Annotated in this window: 22 protein-coding genes and 1 riboswitch; of the genes, 6 read left to right on the top strand and 16 right to left on the bottom strand. The window is 68.9% G+C overall.

What is annotated here, in order from left to right; genetic code table 11:
* The first annotated feature begins 326 nt into the window (after positions 1-326).
* The 3 genes from J4Z35_RS04800 to purB all read left to right on the top strand — a co-directional run bounded on the left by J4Z35_RS04800 (position 327) and on the right by purB (position 3,164).
* Positions 327-1,115 (top strand): VOC family protein, encoded by a 789-nt coding sequence (locus J4Z35_RS04800; RefSeq protein WP_074039650.1) that lies wholly within the window; start codon positions 327-329, stop codon positions 1,113-1,115.
* A gap of 226 nt (positions 1,116-1,341) precedes the next feature.
* Entirely contained in the window at positions 1,342-1,686 is a 345-nt protein-coding gene (locus tag J4Z35_RS04805) for a hypothetical protein (protein WP_131940379.1), read from the top strand.
* A 56-nt stretch (positions 1,687-1,742) separates the two neighbouring features.
* The gene (gene purB, locus J4Z35_RS04810) at positions 1,743-3,164 is read left to right on the top strand and encodes an adenylosuccinate lyase (protein ID WP_074039646.1); all 1,422 of its coding nucleotides are present in this window, start codon (positions 1,743-1,745) and stop codon (positions 3,162-3,164) included.
* Positions 3,165-3,427: 263 nt separating this feature from the next.
* On the opposite strand, the gene J4Z35_RS04815 is transcribed toward purB, so the two are convergent.
* The 9 genes from J4Z35_RS04815 to J4Z35_RS04855 all read right to left on the bottom strand — a co-directional run bounded on the left by J4Z35_RS04815 (position 3,428) and on the right by J4Z35_RS04855 (position 13,021).
* Complete coding sequence (locus J4Z35_RS04815; RefSeq protein ID WP_074039645.1) at positions 3,428-4,081, bottom strand: VOC family protein; 654 nt, start codon at positions 4,079-4,081, stop codon at positions 3,428-3,430.
* A 158-nt stretch (positions 4,082-4,239) separates the two neighbouring features.
* Positions 4,240-5,052 carry an RNA methyltransferase gene (locus J4Z35_RS04820; protein ID WP_074039644.1) on the bottom strand — a complete coding sequence of 271 codons (813 nt, stop codon included), beginning with the start codon at positions 5,050-5,052 and terminating at the stop codon, positions 4,240-4,242.
* A 136-nt stretch (positions 5,053-5,188) separates the two neighbouring features.
* Positions 5,189-6,052, bottom strand: a complete 864-nt coding sequence (locus J4Z35_RS04825; RefSeq protein ID WP_006947074.1) for an HAD family hydrolase — start codon at positions 6,050-6,052, stop codon at positions 5,189-5,191.
* 176 nt (positions 6,053-6,228) lie between these two features.
* A complete protein-coding gene (locus tag J4Z35_RS04830; protein ID WP_074039643.1) occupies positions 6,229-7,665 on the bottom strand; it encodes a hypothetical protein in 1,437 nt (478 codons plus the stop codon).
* A gap of 105 nt (positions 7,666-7,770) precedes the next feature.
* Positions 7,771-8,982 carry an ABC transporter permease gene (locus J4Z35_RS04835; RefSeq protein WP_074039641.1) on the bottom strand — a complete coding sequence of 404 codons (1,212 nt, stop codon included), beginning with the start codon at positions 8,980-8,982 and terminating at the stop codon, positions 7,771-7,773.
* The gene (locus J4Z35_RS04840) at positions 8,982-9,884 is read right to left on the bottom strand and encodes an ATP-binding cassette domain-containing protein (protein ID WP_038566572.1); all 903 of its coding nucleotides are present in this window, start codon (positions 9,882-9,884) and stop codon (positions 8,982-8,984) included. Before J4Z35_RS04840 ends, J4Z35_RS04835 begins: the two co-directional genes overlap by 1 nt.
* 108 nt (positions 9,885-9,992) lie before the next feature.
* Complete coding sequence (locus tag J4Z35_RS04845) at positions 9,993-10,778, bottom strand: response regulator transcription factor (RefSeq protein ID WP_074039640.1); 786 nt, start codon at positions 10,776-10,778, stop codon at positions 9,993-9,995.
* A 55-nt stretch (positions 10,779-10,833) separates the two neighbouring features.
* The gene (locus tag J4Z35_RS04850; protein ID WP_235006067.1) at positions 10,834-12,288 is read right to left on the bottom strand and encodes a histidine kinase; all 1,455 of its coding nucleotides are present in this window, start codon (positions 12,286-12,288) and stop codon (positions 10,834-10,836) included.
* Positions 12,289-12,343: 55 nt separating this feature from the next.
* Positions 12,344-13,021, bottom strand: coding sequence for a DUF1345 domain-containing protein (locus J4Z35_RS04855; protein WP_160126169.1), 678 nt, complete (start codon positions 13,019-13,021; stop codon positions 12,344-12,346).
* Between the two features lie 264 nt (positions 13,022-13,285).
* Here J4Z35_RS04855 and J4Z35_RS04860 point away from each other — a divergent pair, with 264 nt between their 5' ends.
* Positions 13,286-13,570 (top strand): hypothetical protein, encoded by a 285-nt coding sequence (locus J4Z35_RS04860; RefSeq protein WP_083603794.1) that lies wholly within the window; start codon positions 13,286-13,288, stop codon positions 13,568-13,570.
* Positions 13,571-13,642: 72 nt separating this feature from the next.
* On the opposite strand, the gene serS is transcribed toward J4Z35_RS04860, so the two are convergent.
* Positions 13,643-14,956 carry a serine--tRNA ligase gene (gene serS / locus J4Z35_RS04865; RefSeq protein ID WP_074039636.1) on the bottom strand — a complete coding sequence of 438 codons (1,314 nt, stop codon included), beginning with the start codon at positions 14,954-14,956 and terminating at the stop codon, positions 13,643-13,645.
* Between the two features lie 54 nt (positions 14,957-15,010).
* On the opposite strand from serS, the gene J4Z35_RS04870 reads away from it, so the two are divergent.
* Positions 15,011-16,015, top strand: coding sequence for a diacylglycerol kinase family protein (locus J4Z35_RS04870; protein ID WP_074039635.1), 1,005 nt, complete (start codon positions 15,011-15,013; stop codon positions 16,013-16,015).
* Between the two features lie 188 nt (positions 16,016-16,203).
* On the opposite strand, the gene J4Z35_RS04875 is transcribed toward J4Z35_RS04870, so the two are convergent.
* The 4 genes from J4Z35_RS04875 to J4Z35_RS04890 form a co-directional block, all read right to left on the bottom strand.
* Positions 16,204-16,395 (bottom strand): YbdD/YjiX family protein, encoded by a 192-nt coding sequence (locus tag J4Z35_RS04875; protein WP_006946985.1) that lies wholly within the window; start codon positions 16,393-16,395, stop codon positions 16,204-16,206.
* Positions 16,388-18,649: a carbon starvation CstA family protein gene (locus J4Z35_RS04880; RefSeq protein WP_074039633.1), complete on the bottom strand. Its 2,262-nt coding sequence runs from the start codon at positions 18,647-18,649 to the stop codon at positions 16,388-16,390. The genes J4Z35_RS04875 and J4Z35_RS04880 overlap by 8 nt, the downstream gene beginning before the upstream one ends.
* Before the next feature lie 309 nt (positions 18,650-18,958).
* Positions 18,959-19,531, bottom strand: a complete 573-nt coding sequence (locus tag J4Z35_RS04885; RefSeq protein ID WP_074039631.1) for a GNAT family N-acetyltransferase — start codon at positions 19,529-19,531, stop codon at positions 18,959-18,961.
* A 222-nt stretch (positions 19,532-19,753) separates the two neighbouring features.
* Entirely contained in the window at positions 19,754-20,731 is a 978-nt protein-coding gene (locus J4Z35_RS04890; protein WP_208065400.1) for a TauD/TfdA family dioxygenase, read from the bottom strand.
* 10 nt (positions 20,732-20,741) lie between these two features.
* A riboswitch (SAM riboswitch) is annotated at positions 20,742-20,870 on the bottom strand.
* A 163-nt stretch (positions 20,871-21,033) separates the two neighbouring features.
* On the opposite strand from J4Z35_RS04890, the gene J4Z35_RS04895 reads away from it, so the two are divergent.
* Positions 21,034-21,330: a hypothetical protein gene (locus J4Z35_RS04895; RefSeq protein ID WP_074039628.1), complete on the top strand. Its 297-nt coding sequence runs from the start codon at positions 21,034-21,036 to the stop codon at positions 21,328-21,330.
* Positions 21,331-21,390: 60 nt separating this feature from the next.
* Here the strand turns inward: J4Z35_RS04895 and J4Z35_RS04900 are convergent, their stop codons facing one another.
* A complete protein-coding gene (locus J4Z35_RS04900; RefSeq protein ID WP_074039625.1) occupies positions 21,391-22,695 on the bottom strand; it encodes a cyclopropane-fatty-acyl-phospholipid synthase family protein in 1,305 nt (434 codons plus the stop codon).
* Positions 22,692-24,086 carry an FAD-binding oxidoreductase gene (locus J4Z35_RS04905; protein WP_074039622.1) on the bottom strand — a complete coding sequence of 465 codons (1,395 nt, stop codon included), beginning with the start codon at positions 24,084-24,086 and terminating at the stop codon, positions 22,692-22,694. Before J4Z35_RS04905 ends, J4Z35_RS04900 begins: the two co-directional genes overlap by 4 nt.
* Positions 24,087-24,104: the final 18 nt, after the last annotated feature.

The raw sequence follows: 24,104 nt of genomic DNA on the forward strand, positions 1-24,104 counted from the left end.
CGACGGGTGTCATAGGTGCTACCCGTCGCGCCCGTCTCGAACGCAGTTCTCCAAGCTCGGCGCACACCGAACGGTGGGGGCCAGCCTCGCGGCGTCAACCGGCGATGTGCTGAGCGATGGTGTCGCGCCCGTCCACCGAATCCTGAGGTATCTCGGGGCCGGCGTAGGCGAGGCCTGTCGGCGCCTCATGCGCGAGGCGCCGACGCACCGCGGACAAGATGCGATTCCCGGCAGGCCCGGAACCGCGCGGTTGTCTGCGTCACGTGATTGGCTGGGAACGTCACCGAGCGAGGCCGGACGGCCTCACCGCGACCGAAGGAGTCGTCATGCCAACCCGCACCACGAACTGGCCCGCCGGCACGCCCAACTGGGTCGACTGCAGCTTCGACCACATGCACCGAGCGAAGGATTTCTACGCCAAGCTGTTCGGCTGGGAGATCCGCGAGGGCGGTGACGACATGGGCGGCTATGCCGTCGCGCTCAAGCATCACCACGCTGCTGCCGGGCTGGCGCCGCGCATGCAGCCCGACGTTCCGAGCGCGTGGTCCACGTTCTTCGCGAGCGACGACGTCGACGCGACCGCTGGCGCCATCCGCGACGCCGGCGGCCGCACGCTCGTCGAGCCGATGGACGTGCCGAACACAGGACGCATGGCGTTCTTCCAGGATCCCGAGGGGGCCGCGTTCGGTGTCTGGCAGGGCGGCGAGCACCCCGGGTTCGGCATCTTCAACGAGCCTGGTTCCGTGGGCTGGAACGACCTCATGACGCGCGACCTCGAGGGCGCGAAGTCGTTCTACGGCAAGGTTTTCGGCTTCTCGTACGAGGAGATGGGCAGCGACTACGTCACGATCAAGCGCGCGAGCGACGGCGAGGTCGTCGCGGGCATGCACCTCACGACGCAGCTGCCCGACGACGTTCCCGCGAACTGGTTGACGCACTTTGTCGTCGCCGACCGCGACTCCACCGTCGCCATCGTCGAAGAGCTCGACGGCGAGGTGCTCATGAGCTTCGACACCCCGTTCGGGCCGGAGGCGACGATTCGCGGGCCCGAGGGTGAGACCTTCAACGTCATCGCTTTCTCACCCGAGGCCGAGAACGGTCGAGACGCCGAGTGACGAGCAGGTGAGGTAAGCCGGCCCTGGCCCAGGAAAATCCCAGGTACTTGTCAGGTCTGCCGGTTCCGGACGAGAGCCTTCTCCTAGGTGGACGCGGTTGGCTGTGGGGACACTGCTCCATTCCACGCGAAGGACCATCATGACGAGCTCCACGCCCGCGAATTCCTCAGCCGCGACGGCACCCACTCGTACGTTCGCAGCACTCGTCGGCGTCGCGTCGCTCGCCGTGCTGCTGCAGGGCCTGTGGGCCGGATTGTTCATGTCGACGCCCGACACCGACCCTGAGAAGACGCCCTGGCTCGAGGTCCATTCGTGGTGCGGGAAGGCCGCCATCGGGTTCGCGCTCCTCGCCACGGTGTGGGCGTTCCTGAAGCTGCGTGAACGCACCGACCTGACCTTCGGTGCGCTGGCGTTGACGGTGCTGTTGATCCTCGAGGCCTATCTCGGGGGGGCTCATCGTGGACGAGGGCAAGGACGTCATGGCCGCCATCCATGTCCCGCTGGCGATGGCGCTCATGGGCCTGGCGGTGTGGCTCCCGCTGCGGGCCCGAAAGCGCTGACTCCACCGTGAGGACGAGCCTCGGATGCGACACGCGTCCGGGGCTCGTCGTTTGGAACAATGGGTGCATGCACAGCCTCGCCGACACCCAGCCCGCCATCGCCCTCGGAGCCCTCGACGGCCGCTACCGCGGCGCCGTCGCCCCGCTCGTCGACCACCTGTCGGAGGCCGCGCTCAACCGGATGCGCGTCCACGTCGAGGTCGAGTGGCTCATCCACCTCACCGACGCCGGCATTCTCGACGGCGTGCGCGCGCTGGACGACGGCGAGAAGGAGGCGCTGCGCGACGTCGTCGAGGAGTTCGACGGTGACGACATCGCCGAACTCGCCGAGATCGAGCGCGAGACGGTGCACGACGTCAAGGCAGTCGAGTACTACCTCAAGCGCCGCCTCACGCAGATCGTGGCCGACGCGGGCCACGACGACGCCGCACAGCTCTCGGAACTCATCCACTTCTGCTGCACGAGCGAGGACATCAACAACCTCAGCTACGCCCTCATGGTGCAGCGTGCGACGCAGCAGGTGTGGCTGCCGAAGGCGACGACGCTCGTCGAGCAGGTCGCGACGATGGCCCGCGACATGCGGGACGTGCCGCTGCTCGCGCACACGCACGGCCAGCCGGCGACGCCGACGACCATGGGCAAGGAATTCGCCGTGCTCGCGCACCGCCTCGGCCGACAGCTGCGCCGCATCGAGGCCCAGGAGTTCCTCGGCAAGCTCAACGGCGCCACCGGCACGTTCGGCGCGCACACCGCCGCCGTGCCGAGCGCCGACTGGCCGGCGCTGAGCCAGAGCTTCGTCGAGGGCCTGGGCCTCACGTGGAACCCGCTCACGACGCAGATCGAGAGCCACGACTGGCAGGCCGAGCTGTACGCCGACATGGCGCGCTTCAACCGCATCCTGCACAACCTGTGCACCGACGTGTGGACCTACATCTCGATGGGCTACTTCGCGCAGGTGCGCGGCCAGGGCACCGTCGGATCGTCGACGATGCCGCACAAGGTGAACCCGATCCGCTTCGAGAACGCGGAGGCGAACCTCGAGGTCAGCTCGGCGCTGCTCGACGTCCTCGGCTCGACCCTCGTCACGTCGCGCCTGCAGCGCGACCTCACGGATTCCTCGATGCAGCGCAACATCGGCACCGCATTCGGGCACTCGGTGCTGGCCATGGACAACGTCGCGCGGGGCCTCGGTGGTCTCGACCCCGTGCCGGGCGCCATGGCCAAGGACCTCGAAGCCAACTGGGAGGTGCTCGGCGAGCCGATCCAGACGGCGATGCGCGCGCTCGGCGCCCAGGGCGTGCCGGGGATGGAGCAGCCCTACGAGCGCCTCAAGGAACTGACGCGCGGACGCCGCATCACCGGCGACGACCTGCGCGAGTTCGTGCGCGGCCTCGGCCTGCCCGCCGACGTCGAAGCACGCTTCGTCGAGATGACGCCCGCGACGTACGTCGGTATCGCTCCGCAGCTGGTCGACTTCCTCGAGGTCTGACGCCCAGCGGATCATTTCGACGCTCGACGTGCACTGGCCTGCGACGAACGCTCGTGCGCCCCTTGGCGATCTGCTGAAGCCCGCGGCTGCCTCGCTGAGAGCTGAGATCCTGCATGGCGGGGCCTCAGCTCTCAACGCGGCTGTTGGGGGCTCAAATCCCGCAATGCGGAGTTTCAGACCTCACCAGATGCGTTGAGGGCCGAAACTCTGGACTGCAGAGTTTCGGCCCTCAACGTCAGGACGGAACGCCGCCCCTCAGATCATCAGATCGTGACGTCGCCCTTGGCGGTCGCGAACGTCACCGACAGCACCGACGGGGTGCCGTGCGGCGCGACGAACTGGAAGTCGATGTCGGGTTCCCAGTCCTCGCGGTCGACGCCGGGCTCGCCCGTCAGGCCGAGCCATTCGCGCACGCGCTCGGGCGCGCCGGCAAGCGTGATGCCCTTGAGCGCGACGTCCGTGGCGCCGTCCTTCGACGGGTGCTGCGCGGGGTCGTCCCAGTGGATGAAGTACGGCAGCTGCGGGTCGACGACGAGGTCGCTGACGCCGATCTGCTGCCACGTGATCTCCGCACCGTCGGGGCGGTGACGGCGACCTTCCGTGGTGGGGCGGCCGAGCTTGGCGACGGGGCCGCTCATGTCGTCGAGCTCGACGACCCAGCCGACCCAGCCGCCGCCGTTGGCGGAGCGAGCCTTGACGGCCTGACCGAACGGCATCTTGTCGACGCTCGGGTGCTCCAGCGCTTCGACGACCTCGACGAAACGCCCCTGCCTCAGCGGCAGGATCATGTTGCGCGTCCCGAAGCGCGGGTGCACGCCGCCGTCACGCACTTCGATGCCGAGCTGCTGCGAGAGGCGCTCGGCTGTGGCCTGCAGGCCGTCATTCTCGGCCGCATACATCACGTGGTCAATCCGCATGGAGACACTGTGCCACGTCACCCAACACAGCTTGTAATCAGGGTCACGTCTCGGCGACGCGGGGCCGCGTCACGGGCTGGCGCCCCGGTGCGGACGGGTGGCGGGGGGCACCTCGCTCGCGGCGCCGGGGTCACCTGAGTGCGTCGGGTGGCCGCTCGTCAGCCCCGCACGCCGCGCTGTCGCATGGCTTCGTAGAGCACGATGGCGGCGCTCGTCGCGACGTTGAGCGAGTTGACCTGCCCGACCATCGGGATGCGGACGCGGGACGTCGCGGCGTCCAGCATCTCGTCGGTGAGGCCGTACTTCTCGGTGCCGACGGCGACGGCGACGGGCCCGGACAGGTCGATGTCGGTGTGCATGACGTCGGTGTCCGGTGTCGTCGCGATGAGGGGAATGTTCTTGTCGCGCAACCATTCCAGCGTCTCTGACGTGGGTGCCGCCGCAACCGGCACGCTGAAGACTGTGCCCTTCGAGCCGCGGACGACGTTGGGGTTGCCCCAGTCGGTGACAGGGTCGGCCGCGATGACACCGTCGACGCCCACCGCGTCAGCCGTGCGCAGCATCGCGCCCAGGTTTCCGGGCTTCTCGACGCCCTCGGCGACGAGCAGCAGCGGGTTGGCGGGCAGGTCGAGCATGCGCGGATGGGCGTTGACGCTCGGCACGACGGCGAGGAACCCGTCCGGCCCCTCGCGATACGCGACGCGTTCGAAAGCCTGACGCGCGACGGTGACGATCTCCGCGCCCGCAGTGCGCGCCGCGTCGATGACGTCATGCTGCCGCGCCGCGTCGAGCATCAACTCGTCACAGACGTAGAGCGTCTGCGGGCGGACGCCGGCGTCGAGCGCCAGACCCAGTTCGTCATACCCCTCGACGAGCGTCAGGCCCTCGGTCTCGCGCGTGCGGCGCTTGCGCAGGCCGACGAGGCCCTTGAGGCGCGGGTTCGTCGCGGACGTCAGGTGAAGATCAGGCACGCCCCATCATCCCAAATCGACGCGCCTCACGCGAAGGTGGACGCCGTTCGCCGATGTGGACAGGAATCGCCGATGTGGACGCCGTTCGCAGATGGGTACGGGAATCGCGAATGTGGGCGTCGATCGCAGAAAGGGGTCAGATGAGCGAACGCAGGACGAGGGCGGCGCCGTCGTCGTCGATGGGAGCGGTGACCTCGTCGGCGGCGGCCTTCACCTCGTCGGGCGCCTGGCCCATGGCGACGCCGCGCGCGGCCCATTCGAGCATCTCGACGTCATTGCGCTGGTCGCCGACGGCCACCGTGTTCGCTGGTTCCACGCACAGTTTGCGCCGCACCTGCTCGAGCGCGGACGCCTTCGTCACGCCCTCGGGGTTGATGTCCATCCAGGCCGTGAACCCGACGGCGTAGTTGACCTGGTGCAGGCCGACGCGTTCGGCGAGGTCGAGGAAGTCCTCGCTCGTGCCGGTCGGCGAGCGGAACGTCACGCGCGTGACGGGCTCCGTCATCAGCTCCTCCCACGGCACGACGACCTGTTCGCCGTCGAGTTCCCCGTCGGGGAACGGCGCCGTCACCTTGAACACGTCACCCGATTCGACGGCGATGACGGCGTCCTCCCACTGTCCGCGCAGCATCTGCAGCGCCGGCGTCGGGTCGAACGTGACGCGTTCGATCGTCTCGAACCCGTCGGGTAGCGAGCTGTCGAGACGCAGCGTGATCGCGCCGTTCGAGCACACCGCGTAGCCGGACGAGAGGCCGAGCATGTCGATGATTGGCTTCGTCGCGATCACCGCACGCCCTGTCGACAGCACGACCTGATGCCCCGCCTCGACACAGGCGCGCACGGCGTCGCGCGTGACGTCGTGCATCGTGCCGTCGTACTGCAGCAGGGTGCCATCGATGTCGAGGCACACCATGAGCGGCGGCCACTCCTTGCCATCCGGCTGCGACGAAACCGCCGAACCGGTCGACGGGGGCGGCGCGCAGGTGTCAGAGACAGTCACGTACCCACCCTAGGCGCAACGGCCCTCCTGGCGGCGACCATCCGTCGCGGGACGTACACGGCCGGGGTCCAGCCGCGTCCGACAGGGAGTCGACGCAGCGTCACCACCGCGTCGACGAGGCCGGCCCACCCCGTCTTGGGCGAGCCGGCCTCGTCAGGTGCGTGCCGTTGAGCGTGTCAGTAGGTCTGCTGACCCCACGGCTGCTGCGGGCCCTGCCCGTTGTTCTGCACGTTCGACGTGTTGTGCGCCGACGGGTTCGTCGCGTCCGCCTTGCGCGACTGCAGAAACGCGACGACGCCGACGGCGATCGCGATGAGGCCGGAGAGCAGCGTCAACCAGACGCCGGCACCGATCGTCGCGGTGTATCCGGCGGCCGCACCATTCGAACTCACGGCGCTCGACGCGGACGGGAACTGGACGATGCCGAGGATGAGGATGACGAGTCCGATCGCCGCGGTCACGAGGCCCGCCACCTTGGCGTTGAGCTTGCCCAGCAAGGCGAGCACCCCGGCCGCGACGAGGCCGAGGGCGAGGATCGCGACGAAGATGCCCGCCGTGTTCTTCGACCCACCGAGCGCGGAGTTCGCGGTGTTGCTGTTGCCGCCGATGCCGTTGAGTGCCACCGACTCGCTGCCGGCCTTGAACGTCACCCACGCCACGAACGGCGCGATCAGCCCGAGCAGCGCGGGCACGAACGGCCCGAACTTCGCGACAGGCGAGGCGGTCGACGTTGTGTGCGACGCGCCGACGCCGGTCACCGTCGCCGCGCCCGTCTGCCCGACGCCCGGTGCGGACGACTGACCGTACGGCGCCGACGTGTAGTGCTGCTGGTTCGACACCGCCGCACCCTGCGAGGACGGGTAACCGCCTTGCGGAGACGACGCGTAGCCGCCTTGCGGGTTGTTCGACGGGTAGCCGCCCTGGGGCGACGACGGGTAACCGCCCTGCGGAGACGACGGGTAGCCGCCCTGCGGGGACGAGGGGTAGCCGCCCTGGGGCGCGGACGGGTAACCGCCCTGCGGGGACGACGCGTAGCCGTTCTGGGCGGACGAGGGGTAGCCACCCTGTGGGTTGTTCGACGGGTAACCACCTTGCGGCGCAGAACCGTAGCCGCCCTGCGGGCTGTTGGAGGGGTAACCGCCCTGCGGGGCCGACGGATAACCGCTCTGCGGAGCGGCCGGGTAACCGCCCTGGCCGTACGACGGACCCGCCGGGTTCTGGCCCCCGGGGTATTGCCCGTATCCGCTCTGGCCATACCCAGGCTGGCCACCGCCCTGCGGCCCGGCATAGCCGACCCCCGGCGCGCTCGGGTATGCCTGCGACGACGCGGCGTTCTGCTGCCCACCCTGACTCGACGGGCCCCATGCCGGCTGAGCCGGCGCATCCGAGCGTGGGGCGACGCGCGTCGCGTCACTGCCGATCGCCTGCGTGTGGTCGTCGGAGGCAGCCGTGTCCTTGGACATCGAGACTCCCGCGCCCGACGACGCGGCCCCGGCGGGCGTGGAACCCGCAGGCGTCGCGCCGGCGCCGGTGCCACCCGCGACGTGGGTGGCCTGCTCGTTGTTGTCTGCGCTCCAGGTCGAGCCCTGGCCGGACTCGTCGTTGGTCGACATGCCCCTCTCCTTCATGATTCGAGGTTCGAAAAAACTTGCTCCCAATGTACGTGCCGCGGCGCCATCCACGGCCCGGTCGTCGCGCGACAGTGGACGGCAGAGTCGTCAGGCCCCGAGCTTGAACGCCTCGCGGTAGGACAGGCGCCCACCGGTGCGCATGATGCTGCGCTCATACAGCCGCGTCGCGAGACGGGTGATGACGTACGCCGCGACGATCGCGATGCCGATGGCAAGGATCGGCTCCCACCATGCGGCGCTGCCGTCCATGATGCGTGCCGGCATCGTCACGGTCGACACGACCGGAACGTACGAGGCGACGACCTGGGCCGTGCCGCTGAGCGACATGCCGACGACGAGCACGAGGACGACGAGCATGACGACGGGCTGCGACGTCGACTGCACGTCCTCGCTGCGTGAGGCGAGCGCGCCGGCGACGGCGAACATACAGGCGACGACGAAGAATCCGACGAGGAAGAACAGCAGGAACCATCCGGAGGCGCCCGCGACGGTGCCGACGAAGGCGCTCCACTTGGTCTGGCTCAACCCGATGAGTGCGACGGCGGCGAGCAACGTCACCTGAGCGATGGCGAGCAGCGCGTTGCCGATGATCTTTCCGGCGAGGATGTGGCGCAGCGGCACGGCGCTCGCGAGGATTTCGACGATGCGTGACTGCTTCTCTTCGACGACGCTCTGCGCGATCGGCATGCCGAACATGAACGCGACGAAGTAGAACAGGAACGCGAAGACGAGTGACACCACCTTCGCGAGCCCGGCGCGGTCGGCGTCGGAGCTGAGCGTCGACGTCGCCACGGCGCCGCCCTTCGTCAGCGACGACAGCTCGACGCCCTGCGATGCCGCGTTCGACGCGAGCGCCAGTTGTGCGGCGCTCGTCGTCACGTTCTTCTTCAACCCGTCGTCGATTCTCTTGTCGCCGATGAGTTGCCAGCCGCCGTTGGTGCGCAGCAGTGCGGCGTCGGCGTCGCCCTTCGTGACGGCGGCGCGGGCTGCGACATCGTCGGGGAACGCCGTGCTCGTGTACTCGACCTTCGCGCCGCCGTCCTTCGCGCTCGTCGCAGCGCCGTCGACGACCTGCTTCGCCGACGGCCCGGAGGCGCCCTTCGTGTCGACGATCGCGACCTTCTGCGTGTCCGTCTTGCCGGCGATCCACACCTGGACGGCGAACGTGCCGATCACCATGGCGAGGGTGACGCCGAGGCCGACGAGGAAGTTCTTGTCGCGCGCCTTGACGGCGATCTCGCGCAGGGCGACGATCTGCCACGCCGGACGCGAATCACGCTGAGCTGTCTGGACGTTCATCACGCCACCTCCCGGTAGATGTCGGCGAGCTGGGGCAGGACCTCGGCGTATTCGCGGATGCTCGCGCGTGCCATGACGGTGCGCAGCAACTCGTCGGACGCCCTTTCGCGGCCCTCGGCGTCGTCGGGCAGTTCGAGCAGCGCCCGCGGGCCGTCGACGTCGACGACACCGATGCCGAGACGGTCGGCGACGTCACGCACCCACCCGGCGTCGGAGTCGAGGACGAGGCGGTGACGGACGCGTCCGCTGCGGCGCAGCTGCGCGGCCGTGCCCTGCGCGGCGACGCGGCCGCCCGCGAGGAAGACGAGGCTGTCGCAGAGGCGTTCGACGAGGTCGAGCTGGTGGCTGCTGAACAGCACGGGCACGCCGCGCGAGGTGAACTCGCGCAGCAGGTCGGCCATCGCGTCGACGGCGCGCGGGTCGAGGCCGCTGAACGGCTCGTCGAGGATGAGCGCGTCCGGCTCGGCGATGACGGACGCCGCGATCTGCACGCGCTGCTGGTTGCCGAGCGACAGCGCTTCGAGCTTGTCCTTCGCTCGGTCGCCGAGGCCGAACCGTTCGAGCAGTTCGAGCCCGCGGGCACGCGCCGCAGCGGGTGCGACGCCGCGCAGCTGGGCGAGGTAGACGAGCTGGTCGATGAGGGGCTGCTTCGGGTACAGCCCCCGCTCCTCGGGCATGTATCCGATGCGCCGGCGATGTTCGCGCGTCATCGGCTCGCCGTTCCACAACGCCTCCCCGGCGCTGGGCTCGAGCACGCCCATGATCATCCGCATCGTCGTGGTCTTGCCGGCGCCGTTGCCGCCGATGAAACCCGTCATCTGCCCGTCGGCGACCTCGAACGACACGTCGTCGACGGCCGTCTTGTCACCGAACCTGCGGGTCAGGCCTCTGGCTTCCAACATGTTCCGCTCCCTCGTCATGTTCGATCGTTCCTCCAGCCTGTCGCGTCGGCCGTCGTGCCGGATCCGGCGCGCGACGGATCTTCGCGCCTCCCCCTCGCGACGGAGCTGTCAGTCGCCGACGCGCACCAGGCCCGTCTCATAGGCCGCGACGACGGCCTGCACCCGATCGCGCAGACCGAGCTTCATCAGCACGTTCGACACGTGTGTCTTGACGGTGGCCTCACCGACGAACAGCGCCGCCGCGATCTCCGCGTTGGACAGCCCACGCCCGAGCAGACCCAGCACCTCCCGTTCGCGCGGGGTGAGGTCATCAAGACGGCCGCCTTCGCCCGTCCTCCTCGGGGGCAGCGAGGGCGTCGAGTGGGCCGATGAGGCCGAGGGCCAGGCCGACGTCGCCGGTCCGACGTTGCCCGGGCCGTCGTCAGCGGCCCGGGCGGCACCGGCGGCCTCGGAGCCCGCGCCGAGCGACCCGTCCTGCACGCGTCGTTCGATGACGCGCCGCGTCACCTCAGGGGCGAGCAGGGCGTGTCCGTGCCCGACGGCGCGCACGGCGTCGGCGAGGTCGTCCGCGTCGGCGTTCTTGAGCAAGAAGCCGCTCGCGCCCGCGTCGAGCGCACTGAAGAGGTAGTCGTCGCGATCGAACGTCGTGAGGATGACGACACGCCCGAGCCCCTCGTCGACGAACCGTCGCGTGGCCTCGATGCCGTCCATGACGGGCATCTGCACGTCCATCAAGGTGACGTCGGGCCGCACCTCGCGGGCCACGTCCAGCGCCTGCGCCCCGTTCGTCGCGGTGGCGACGACGTCGATGTCGTCCTCCACGGACAGGATGAGCGAGAATCCGCTGCTCACCATCTTCTGGTCATCGACGATGACGACTTTGAGCGCGTCCATCAGGCCCGCCTTCCTGTCGTTCGCTGCCTCTGTCGGCCTCTCGCTGCGGCCCCGGTCATGAGCGCCCGCCGTCGTCGCCTCGCGCGTCGGGTAGCGGCAGCCTGACGCGCACGCGGTACCCACCGGTCAGCCGGGGGCCGATCTCGGCGCTGCCGCGATGAGCCGTCACGCGTTCACGCATGCCGAGCAGTCCCATGCCGCTGCCCGAGGTGCCCTGCCGTGGGCGCCCCTCGTCGAGGATCTCGACCTCTGCGTAGCGCGGCGCACCGGCCCCTCCCTCGCCGCCGCCACTGCGCACCGTGACGGACGCGGACGTCGCCGTCGAGTGGCGCCGGATGTTGGCCAGCGCCTCCTGCACGGTGCGGTAGAGGCTGTGTTGGACACTGCCGGGCACGTCGACGTCACCGATGAGGTCGCGCAGTTCGACGTCGAACCCGGGCGAGGTGACCTCTTCGACCAGTCGCGGCAGATCGTCCAACCCAGGTTCGGGACGACGGTGCGTCGCGTCCAGCGCAACGCCCGTCTCGCGCTCGTTCCTCGTCGCGAGCGAACCGTCCGATGACGCGGCGACCGCCAGATCAGCCGACACCACCCCGCCGCCAGGCGGCAGACGGCCCGGCCCGGACGACGCGCCGTCCCCGGTTCGCAGGGTGCCGAGCAGGCTGCGCATCTGCGTGACGGCGTCGCGCGAGGAGGTCTCGACGTTCGTCAGCGACGTGGCCGCGAGCGACAGGTCCTTCGCCATGAGCTTGCGTGCGGCCGCGGCCTGCACGCCGATCGCGGCGACGTGGTGGGCGACGACGTCGTGCAGTTCGCGGGCGATGCGCAGTCGTTCGTCGACGACGGCGCGTTCGGTGAGCTGCGCCGACTGCTCCTCGATCGTGCGTGCCTGATCCTCGGCGCGGGCTCGGGCGCGAGCTCCACGCCACGAGTTGGCGCCCGTCGCGACGGCGGTGACGAAGAACAGGACGTTCATCATGACGCTCGTGAGCACCGCTCCTGTGCCAGGGCCGAACAGCGCGTCATCGCGGGTGCCGCGGCCGTTTCTGTAGGCGTCGACGAGCGCGTCACGCCCCGACGCGACCGACAGCTGCACGGCCACCCACCCGAACATGAACACGACGACGGCGCTCGCCGCGACCATCGTCATCCGGCGATCTCGGCCCCAGGCGAGTGCGGTGAAGATGGAGAAGAAGTAGGCCGCCTGCATCGCGAGGTTGCCCATGACGACGTACTGCGCCATGCCGAAGGCGAACATGTGCGCGGCGAGCAGCAGCATGACGGCGAGGGGGAAGCGTCGCCGCCACACGAGCGGCAGCATCCCGACGAGCGTCGCCGCATAGAGCGCGGGCCGCCCCCAGGTGCCGCGCGGCAGACCCAACGCGCGCATCGCCTCGAGCTCGACGACGGCACCGAGCAGGAAGACGACGGCGATCACGGCATCGCGTCGCTGCCATCCGGGCGGCAGCGGCCGCACCCAGTCGTCGTCCAGACCGAAGAACTCCCTCACGCCTGCGAGGGTAGACGCCACCACCGACAGCCCGCCTCCCCCGCGCGACGGAGCGTCAGTTCGTCGCGAGCGACACGACGAGGTTGATGGCTGTCGCGACGACGCCGACGCCGAGCGCGTAGCTGAGCAGCGTGTGCTGCAGCACGAGGCGTCGCACCCACCGGTTCTTCAGGTTGGTGTCGCTGATCTGGTACGTCATTCCGAGGTCGAACGCGACGTACGCGAAGTCGTAGTAGTCGGGTTCGCCGCCCTCGAAGTCGATGCCGTTGCTGGCCGGCGCCGGCCCGTAGTACTGACGGGCGTAGCGCAGCATGTACGTGAGGTGCACGAGAAACCAGGACGCGACGACGCTCGCCGTGCCGAGCACGGCTTCGGCGGTGCCCGTCTTGTGCTTGCCCGCGACGAGCAGCAACCCGACCCCCGCGAGGCTCGCCATCGTCGCGATGATGACGGTGGCGTCCGCTCCTGCGACGCTCGGATCCTCCTCGCGTGCGTGCTCGGCGGCCTGCGTCGGGTTCATGCCACGCACGTTCAGCCACGTCCACGCACTGACGACGATCGCGCCGACCGTCCACCCCGTCATGACGTCGAACACGATCGTCCGGTCGGCGACGGCGATCGTGACGAACGCCGCGAGCACACCGACGATCACGCTGATCACCAACCGAAACCCCGTGCGGCGCGTGAGGGCACGACGGTTCGCCTTGGACGTCTCGTGGGAGGTGTCGTTCATGCGCTCATTGTCACCCGACGGACGCGAACCACCGGGGCCTGCGGGAACGGATGCAACGACGGGCGCGTCATACGGGCATGAGCATGGAGCGACCACAGCGGCACCGACTGCCGCATCGCGTGGCGGGAGCAGACGACGCGAGGAGACGACGCGAGCGCCGAGCATGCCGCGGGGACGGCCCCCGGCACCGACATGGCCGGGCCCGCCGGCACGAACTGGTCGGGCTCGAATCATTCGGGCCAGCACGACGACCCCCTGCCGGGCGTGCATGAGACGAGCGAGATGGGCGGCGTCATCGGCGGCGTGATCCCCATGGTGCGACCGAGTACGGCGACACCTATCACCCCCGTCGCGATGGCTGGGGCGGGCGCCGTCGGATTCGCCCTCATGACGCTAATGAGCTACCGCACCGCACGGTGGCTGGAGGCGACCGACAACGGCATGGGCGCCAAGAAGATGCGCGAACTCGTCAGCGGCTTCCTGGGCGCCACCATCATCGTCGCCATCATGGTGGCGATCGATCCGCACGGGGAGATCTTCATCGGCTGAGCGCGGGCCGGCACCCGCCCAGGACGCCGGCCCGCGTCAGCCCTCGTCGGACTGCGTCGTCCGAGCTCGTCGTCAGACGACGGGCAGCACCTCGAGGCCACCCATGTACGTGCGCAGCGCCTCGGGCACACGCACCGAGCCGTCAGCCTGCTGGTGCGTCTCGAGGATGGCGACGAGCCAACGCGTCGTCGCGAGCGTGCCGTTGAGCGTCGCGACCGAACGCGTCGCGCCGTCGGTGCGCTCACGGATGTTGAGGCGGCGCGCCTGGAACGTCGTGCAGTTCGACGTCGACGTCAGCTCGCGGTAGGTGCCCTGCGTCGGCACCCAGGCCTCGCAGTCGAACTTGCGTGCGGCGGACGTGCCGAGGTCACCGGCGGCGGTGTCGATGACGCGGTAGGACAGCTCGCACTTGCCCAGCATCTCCTCTTCCCACGCGAGCATGCGAGCGTGCTCCGCTTCGGCGTCCTCGATGCGGCAGTAGGAGAACATCTCGACCTTGTTGAACTGGTGGACGCGGATGATGCCGCGCGTGTCCTTGCCGTACGAACCGGCCTCGCGGCGGTAGCAGCTCGACCAACCGGCGTAGCGCACGGGAGCGTCGACGTTCAAGATCTCGTCCGCGTGGTAGCCGGCGAGCGCGACCTCCGAGGTGCCGACGAGGTAGAGGTTGTCCTCCTCCTGCACGCGGTAGATCTCGGAGTCGTGCGCGACGTCGAAGCCGGTGCCCTGCATCGTCTCCGGCCGCACGAGGGTCGGGGTGATCATCGGGGTGAAGTCGTTCGCGATGGCCTGGTCGAGCGCCATCTGCAGCAGCGCCAGCTCGAGGCGCGCGCCGACACCCTTGAGGAAGTAGAAGCGCGAACCCGAGACCTTCGTGCCACGCTCCATGTCGATCGCGCCGATGAGCTCACCGATCTCGAGGTGATCCTTCGGCTCGAAGTCGAACGTCGGGGCCTCACCGACCGTCTTGACGGTGACGAAGTCGTCCTCGCCACCCGCCGGCACGCCGTCGAGGACGACGTTGGGGACGGTGCGAAGCAGCGCGTCGAACTCCTTGCCCGCCTCGTCGGCAGTGGCCTCGAGCTCCTTGACGCGGGCGCTCAAGGTCGCAGCGTTCTCGCGCGCGGCCTCGGCCTCGGCCTGCAGACGCGCGACCTCCGCGTCGTCACCGCTCTTCTTGGCCTTGTTGAGCGCACCCATCGCGGCGCCGACGCTCTTCGACACCTGCTTCTGCTCGGCGCGTACCCTCTCGAACTCGCCGAGCGAACTGCGGCGCGTCGCGTCGAGCTCGAGAATGCGGTCGACGACGCCCTCGTCAGCGCCGCGAGCACGCTGGCTCGCGCGGACGGCGTCAGGGTTGTCACGAAGCAGTCGAATGTCGATCACCCCTCCAGGCTATCGCCCGCGCGAATCTGCGTCATTCCAGTTACAGTGCAAGGCGTGTCGAACACGCCCTCCCGTCCGCGCGCCGCGATCGTCGTCAACCCCACGAAGGTCGACGACCTCGGCGCCCTGCGCCGCGAATGCGTCGACGTCTCGCGCGACGCCGGATGGGCCGAGCCGCTGTGGCTGCAGACCCGCATCGACGACCCCGGCACCGGCCAGACGCAGCAAGCACTGCGCCAGGGCTGCGACATCGTCTTCGCCGCCGGTGGCGACGGAACGGTGCGCCACGTCGGCGCGGCGCTGAGCGGCACGAGCGTGCCGCTGGGGTTGATGCCACAGGGCACCGGCAACCTGCTCGCGCGCAACCTCGGCGTCTCGGTGGACGGCTCGGCGGCGCTCAACTTCGCGCGGTCGCTCGCGGGCGAGGACACCGTCATCGACGTCGGGCGGGTGCACGCGACGTTCGGGGACGGCTCGGCGACGAACGACACCTTCCTCATCATGGCCGGCTTCGGACTCGATGGCGACATCATGAACGCCACGAGCGAGACCCTCAAGAAGCGGATCGGGTGGATGGCCTACCCCATCGCCGGTGCGCGCTACGTGACCCAGCGCCCCGAGCGCATGCTCGCCTCCTTCGACGATGGCGCGCCGCACACGAAGAAGACGACGACGCTGCTCGTCGGCAACTTCGGTCAGCTGACGGCGGGGGTGCAACTCATGCCAGGCGCCAACGGCACCGACGGGCGCTTCGACACCGTCTGGCTCTCCGCCGACGGGCCCCTGCAATGGGCTGCGCTCTCGGCGCAGATCTTCGCCCGCTCGCGGCGCACCACGGGTCGCGTCGAGCGCACACGCTGCGCCCGCGTCGCGGCCAAGGCCATGGGACGCCCGCGCGCGCTCGAACTCGACGGCGACGTCCTCGGCGACGTGCGTGAGATGGAGATGTGGGTCGAGGAGAAGGCACTGCGCGTGCGCGTCGCCAACGCGCGTCACTCACGCATGTCCGACGTCCGCCGTCACCTCCCCGGCATCCTGGGCCAGACGCTGCGCCGCTGACACGCGCCCCCTGTTCGATTCCCGTCCCCATCTGCGATTTTCGTCCACATTCGTTGCCGAGCCTGGCCCAACCCGTCGCACGGACGGATCGCTTGCGACAGTGACGGGCCGCACTGCGAGAGGGGCTGACGCTTGATGCGTCAGCCCCTCTCGTCGTGTTCAGACCCGCGGTCTTGAACCGAGACCCGTCAGCAACACCGCGCGCCGGGGTTGCGGTCCTGGGCGTCGGTGCGTTCACGCCAGTAGTCGCGCTTCGACATCGGCGCCTCGCCGGGGTGGGCGACGGCGTGATGGCGCAGGTAGCGCTCGTAGTGGTTGTCGCCCATCATCGAGGCGACGTACCACTTGAGCGTGCCGACGATTCCGCGCGGCTCAGGCATGGACGCGCTCACCCGCATGCACGCCCTCGGGGTCGAGGCCCGCCTCACGCCACTGCGCGAGCACGCTCTCCTCGTCGGGCGTGACGCGCATGCCGCTCGGCGCGAAGATCTGCGACGGCACCGCGTCGTCGCGCACCTCGGGGTCGACGTGCTCGCTGCGCAGCGCCTTGAGCGCCGCGAACACACCCGCGATGACGACGACGATGACGAGCACCGCGAAGAGAACCGAGAGCGTCTCCTGGATGAGCGTGTTGCGGATGACGGCGTCGATCTCCTCGGGGGTCTTGGCCGTCTTGAACTTCGTCAACCCCTTGTTCTTGGCGTCGACGAACGCGTTGTGCTGCGCCCAGTAGCCGATCTTCGCGTCGCTCGAGAAGATCTTCTGGTAGCTCGCGACCATCGTCACGAGCAGATCCCAGGCGAGCGGGATGCCCGGGATCCACGCCCACTTCGCCTTGCCGTTGCGGATGACGACGACCGTCACGACCGTCAGCGCGACGGCGGCGAGCAACTGGTTGGCGATGCCGAACAGCGGGAACAGCGTGTTGATGCCACCCAGCGGGTCGGTGACGCCCATGAGCAGGATCGAACCCCATGCGGCGACGACGACGAGCGTCGAGATCCACGCACCGACGCGCCAGGACGTGTCACGGAAGCGGTGCAGCCCGGGCACGTTGCCGAGCGTCTCCGACAACATGAAACGTGCGACGCGCGTGCCGGCGTCGACCGTCGTCAGGATGAACAGCGCCTCGAACATGATCGCGAAGTGGTACCAGAACTGCTTCATCGAATCGCCTGGGATGACGCGGCTGAACACGTCCGACATGCCGAACGCGAACGTCGGGGCGCCACCGGTGCGCGACACGACCGAAGCCTCGCCGACGTCCTTCGCGGCCTGCGTGATCTCGGGCGCGGTGATCGGATTACCGCCCAAGCCTATCGAGTTCACCCACGCCGCGGCCTTCTCGGCCGTCCCACCCGTCACGCCGGCGGGGGCGTTGATGACGAAGTACAGGTGCTGGTCGATGATGGCCGCCGCGATGAGCGCCATGATGGCGACGAACGACTCGACGAGCATCGAGCCGTACCCGATGAGTCGCGCCTGGCTCTCCTTCTGGATGAGCTTCGGCGTCGTGCCCGACGAGATGAGCGCGTGGAAGCCGGACAACGCGCCGCACGCGATCGTGATGAACAGGAACGGGAACAGCGAACCCGCGAAGACGGGACCGTTGCCGTGCTTGCCGAACGACGTGATCGCGGGGATGTCGATCGCCGGACGCGCGATGATGATGCCGAGCGCGAGCAGGACGATCGTGCCGACCTTCATGAACGTCGACAGATAGTCACGCGGCGCGAGCAGCAGCCAGACCGGCAGGACGGCCGCGGCGAACCCGTAGACGATGAGGCACCAGGCGAGCGCCGTCGGAGACAGCGTGAACATGTCCTTGCCCCAGGCCGTCTCGGCGACCCAGCCGCCGGAGACGATCGCGAGCAGCAGGAGCACGACGCCGATGAGCGACACCTCGGTGACCGACCCCGGACGCAGGAAGCGCAGGTAGCAGCCCATGAACAGGGCGATCGGGATCGTCATCGCGATCGAGAACACACCCCACGGCGACTCGGCGAGCGCGTTGACGACGACGAGGCCGAGCACCGCGATGAGGATGACCATGATCGTCATGACGGCGAGCATCGCCGCCCAACCACCGACGGGGCCGAGCGTGTCGCGCGCCATCTGGCCGATGCTGCGGCCGCCACGGCGCGTCGAGATGGCGAGCACCATGTAGTCCTGCACGGCGCCCGCGAAGATGACGCCGAAGATGATCCACATCGTGCCCGGCAGGTACCCCATCTGCGCGGCGAGCACAGGGCCGACGAGCGGGCCGGCGCCGGCGATGGCGGCGAAGTGATGGCCGAACAGGACGCGACGGTCCGTCGGCATGTAGTCCTGGCCGTTCTCGAATTGCTCCGCCGGCGTCGCGATGTCGTCGCGCGGCTGCACGACCTTGTACGCGATGAGACGGCTGTAGAGCATGTAGCCGATGACGTAGCTGCCGACGGCCGCGAACACGAACCAGATGGCGTTGACGTGCTCACCGCGGACGAAGGCGACCATCGTCCAGCCGATGGCGGCGACGATCGCCGCGACGACGATCATGATCTTCTGCCGCCCGGTGATGGTGCGAGGGGGTTCGACGGCGACGGGGGGCAACCCCGGATCGCGGTCGAGGGTGTCGAGACGTGACGCCGCCACGGTGACCTCCTGGTAGTGCTGGTGGCCATGACGGCCGATGTGAGTAAGGCCACACTAGGGGTCTACCCGTGGGTACGGCGTCTCGGCTCGCGGACCGAGCAATCACATCCTGGTCACGACGGCTGAGGGTTTGGGGGCCTGAGTTCGGATGGGGACTGACCTCGGCCGGGCCGCCCCGCACCGTGCCCCTTCTGCGATTCCTGTCCCCGTCGGCGATTCTCGTCCACCTCTGCGAACGGCGGTCACACATCGGCGATTCTCGTCCTCATCCGCGAGTTTCGGTCACATCCGCACCCGAGGCAGCCGGCGTCAGGCCGTCGGTCCCTGCGGAAACGGCGGCGAGCCGAACCAGTAACGACGTGTCTCGCCCGGAAACGCGGGGTGGGAGCGGACGTCCTCGAACTGGCCGCCGCACTTCTCGATGACGGCGCGTGACGCCGGATTCTCGGTGCTGCAGCACACCAGCACCTGTTCGACGCCGAGCGCCCGCGCCTCGTCGAGACCGAGCATCAGCGCGCCCGCGGCGACGCCCCGCCCACGAGCGCTGGGACGCACCGAGTAGCCGATGTGACCGATCGCCTCATACAGCACCTCGGTGAGGGTGTGACGCAGGGCCAGAAAGCCGACGATGTCACCCTCCCCCGCCCGCGGGCCGTCGAGCACCCAGAAATAGCTGCAGTGCACGAATCCCTCAGGCGGCGCGACGGTTGTGTCGCGCTGGCGTGCACGATCGGCGAGGTAGGCGTCGAACCCGGCGCGCGACGTGTCGACGACGTCGTCGCGACGATAACCCGTTCCGTCTTTCGGCGACGCGCCGAACTCGTCGAATGCGCCCTTCCAGTCGTCGTAGCGAGCGGCGTCGGGCCTGATGAGCGTCAGCATCCCGTCATTCCATCACCGTGCGACGCCCCCGGCGACTGATTTTCCCGACGGCCGGCTGGACGAATGTGGACGCAAATCGCCGATGGGGACGAAAATCGCGAATGGGGACAGGATTCGCCGATGTGGACGGGATTCGCGAAGGGGGACGAAAATCGCAGAGGGGTACATGACGACGCGATGCGGGCCCCAGAGACCCGCACCGCGTCATGTCAGCTCACACCGTCAGGCAGCTGCGCCACCCGTCAGGCCGTTGACGCCGACGGGCTTGTCGCCACCGACCGTCACGCGCCTCATGGCACGCGGGCCAAGGTTGGCGTCGACGTAGTCGCGGTTGGCGTAGTGCGACGTCGCGCGGTTGTCCCAGATGCCGACGTCGCCGGGCGCCCAACGGTGGCGGATCGTGTGTTCGGGCTGCGTCAGGTGCGCGTACAGCACGTCGAGGATCGCCCGCGACTCGGCCTGCGACACGCCGACGATGTGGGAGGTGAAACCGGGGTTGACGAACAGCCCACGCCGTCCCGTCTCGGGATGGACGCGCACGACGGGGTGCTCGACGACGGGCAGCTCGGTGACGACCTTGCCGTTCCACTCCTGCCCACCATGCTTGCGCAGGTACGCGCCCCATTCGCGGTTGCCGTCGTGGGCGGCGATGAGCTGGTCGACGAGGCCGCGGAACGGCTTCGACAGCGAGTCGTACGCCGCCTGAGCGTCGGCCCAGGAGGTGTCGCCGCCGTAGTCGGGCAGCGTCACGGCGCGCAGGATGCTGATGGCCGGCGGCTCCTTCATGAACGTGACGTCCGTGTGCCACTCGTCGGAGAACGAGAACTCGGGGTCGGAGGAGTCGATCGAGTAGATCTCCTTGCGCTCGTGCGTGCTCGCGACGGGGTGACCCGCCGTCAGCTCGCCGAGCAGGTTGCCGAGGCGCACCTGAGCGTCGTCGTCGAACGCGTCCTGACCGCGGAAGAAGAGCACCTTGTGCGCGAGCAGCGCGCGGCGCAGGTCGAACGCTATCGCGTCGTCGACCTGCGCGAGGTCGACGCCGTGGACGATTGCGCCGAACGCCGGGCCGAGGCGTTCGATGCGCAGCCCGGGCGTCGCGACGGTGCCGCCGTGGCGCGCCGCTGCGCTCGTCGGAACACCCGTCGGTGCGCCGCGCGCGGAGTCGACGTTCGCGTCGGGCGTGGTGTCGAGGAGTGTCATGGCAGACCCTTCGTTGCGCTTGCCGCCGCGTCGGTCGACGGGCGGCCGGGTCGTTACTCGGGGCACCCCGACGCACCGTGTGCGTTCGCATGGGGGTTGCCGCCCGGCCAGCCGAGACTTCGCGCCGGGGCTCGTGACCCACGCATAACGTAGCACTGGCCAAACATAAAGGTCGAGTTATGCATCAACGGCGGCCACACCGTGACATTCGTCAGGGGCCCCGCCGCACCCGGGCGGCCACACTGAGAGCAGAACGCTCGTGGAGCACTCCCCCGTCGGTGAGCAGCGGTGATCGATGGTTCATGATCGCCCTGACCGTGTTCGAGATCAGAGGGTCGATCGTCACGGTCGAGTTCGTGAAGTCGCACGGTGGCAGCGATTTCAGCGCGTACATGTGGTCGCTGCTCGCGCCGGGCGTCGGCGCTCTCGTCTACTGGGCGCGCACACGCCACGCGTCAGGGGCCAGCGCCGCAATCCTCGCGTTCAACCTGCGCTCCGCGGCCGTCGTCATCGCGAACAGTTCGTTCCAGAACGCGTTCGCGTGGACACAGATCATGACGGTGGCGGCGATGCTCGTCGGCATCACCCCACCGTCATGATTGCGCGTCGCCTGCGTCTGGACGGGCAACGGGCGGCCGCTCAGCACGGCCAGTGAGAGCTCAGCGTGCCCAGTGCGAGCCCAGCGGGTAGCCGCCGTTGTCGCCGTTGTCGGTCGTCTTCGTGGCGAGCACCTGGTGCAGGTGCAGCCAGCCCTCCTCGAACCCGAGGCGTGAACCGGCCATGTAGATGCCCCACACCTGCGCGGTCGGAAGGCCCGCCTCGGCGACGCAGAAATCCCAGTTCGCCTCGAGGTTGCGGCACCAGTCGCGCAGCGTCAAGGCGTACGACAGGCGCAGGTTCTCGTCATGCTGAACCTCGAAACCGGCGTCGTGGCACTCACTGATGAGCCGCCCCGGCGAGGCGAGCTCGCCGTCGGGGAAGACATAGCGATCGGTGAACGGCTCCGGCTTGGCCGATGCCGAGTCGTCGCGACGCGTGATGCAGTGGTTGAGCAGGCGGCCACCGTCGCGCAGCTTCGAGTGCAGGAACGAGAAGTAGTTGGCGTAGTTCTTCACGCCGATGTGCTCCGTGAGGCCGATCGAGCTGACGGCGTCGAAGCCCGTCTCGGTGACGTCGCGGTAGTCGCCGTGGCGGATCTCGACGAGACCCTCGAGGCCCGCCTCACGCACGGCGCGCTGACCCCACTCGGCCTGTTCCTTGCTCAGGGTGACGCCTATGACGTGGACGCCACGCTCGCGAGCGGCGTGCATCGCCATGCCGCCCCAGCCGCAGCCGACGTCGAGCAGCCGTTGGCCGGGCTGCAGGTCGAGCTTGTCGGCGACGAGGGCGAACTTGCGCTCCTGCGCGTCCTCGAGGGTGTCGTCCGGCGTGTCGAACACGGCGCACGTGTAGGCCATCGACTCACCGAGCACCTTCTCGTAGAACGCGTTCGAGACGTCGTAGTGGTGCTTGATCGAGTCGGCGGCGCGGCCCACCGGGTTCACCTTGGCGAGGTGGCGCTTCCAGCGGGGCTCGTTCTCGACCTCGGGCAGCGGCGGGTGGACGAACGCCTTCGGCCCCAGCTGTTTGACGACGGGTGCGAGCGCCGACGCGACGCCCTTCGGCGTCAGCTGCTTCGTGCGCACGTCACGCTTGATGCGGCTGAACACCTCGTAGGGGTCACCAGGGTGGAAACCGGTGCCGGTCAGCGTGCCCGTCAGATAGGCGCGGGCGAGGCCGAGATCGCCAGGGGCGCTGAGGAGGTAGCGCAGCCCCTCCTCGCTCTCGACACGCACGGCGATGTCGCTGTCACGCGGGCCGATGTCGGTGCCGTCGTACGCCGTGATGCGGAACGGCAACGGCTCCTCCAACACGGCCTGGACGGCCTGGGCGACGAGGGGGGTGGCGGTCGTGGTCTGGCTCATGCGTGCGTCCTCATCTTGTCAGCGAACTCAGGAAGGCGGCCCTGCGGGTCGTACTTCCTCTTCATGCGGCGGTATTCGTCTGCGCCGTACAGCTCTTCGAACGTCTCGGCGTCGTAGTAGACGTCGGAATAGAGCGACTTGTGGCCGTGCATCGTCGGCAGTACGGCCTCGATGTCGCGGTTGACGTCGCCGTCAGCCCGTCCGGGGGTGATGGCGACGGTGCCCCAGAACCCGACGTTGACGTACGTGCGGTTCGGTTCGAGCTGGTACAGCGGCCACGCGTCGCCGCGCAGGCGCAGCGGGCACACCCACACGGGCGTCATGCCGACGTGCTCGTCGAACCACGGCATGAACGTCTCGAGCTGTTCGAGGGGCACCTCGACGTCCTGCACGACGCGCTCGCGCGGCAGTTCGCCGCGCATCTCATCGATCTTCGCGGCGAAGCCCCAGCGGTTCTCCCACCCGACGATGCGGTGGTAGAAGTCGCTGCGACGGTACTTGCGCGGCCACACGCGTCGCACCTTCGGGTTCTGTGCGAAGAACGCGTCGGAGCACCAGAACCAGTCGGTGTCCCAACGCCAGATGTAGTCGTGCGCGCTCAACGTGTCTCGGTCGAGTTCGCTGATGCTCTTGTAGAAGATGTTCTGCCCCGTGTAGTCGCTCGGGCGACGGCGCGTCTCGGGGAAGAAGTTGGCGAGCACGAGATAGGCCTCGTTCTTGCTGACGATCATGCCGTCGAGGCCGTCGACGCGTTCGCCCTGCCACTCGCGGGTCTCGACGATGGCGTCGATCGCTCGCGTCATGGCTGCGACGCTCGCGAACCGCACGTTGCGCGTCTCGACGAGGTCGCCGATCGGCTGCAGTTCGATGCGCAGACGCGTCGCGTAGCCCAGGCTGCCGTAGCTGTTCGGGAAGGCGCGGAAGAGGTCGGCGTGCTCGTTGGTCGGCGAGGCGGTGAGCAGCTCGCCGGTGCCGGTGAGGATGTCCATCTCGAGGACGGATTCGTGCGGCAGCCCGTTCTTGAACGACGTCGACTCGATGCCGAGGCCGGTCACGGCGCCGCCGAGGGTGATCGTGCGCAACTGCGGGACGACGAGCGGCATGAGGCCGTGCTCGAGAGTAGCGGCGATGAGGTTCTCGTACGTGCACATGCCCTGGACATCGGCCGTGCGAGCGTCGGCGTCGATTCTGATGACGCCCGTCAGGCCGCTGACATCGAGGCCTACCTTCGCCTTCTCACGCGGACGGAAGAGGTTCGAGGTCTTCTTCGCGAGGCGCACCGTGGCGCCGGCGGGGATGGCTTCGAAGGAGGCCCTCAACTGCGCGACGGCAGAGGCGTGAGCGGCCTCACCGGCCAGTTCCACACTAGGCTGCTTTTTCTTATCGAACATCTATGCTCTCCACGTCTC

This window comes from Dermacoccus sp. NHGro5, from assembly GCF_017565385.1.
In the GTDB taxonomy this organism is placed as follows: domain Bacteria; phylum Actinomycetota; class Actinomycetes; order Actinomycetales; family Dermatophilaceae; genus Dermacoccus; species Dermacoccus nishinomiyaensis.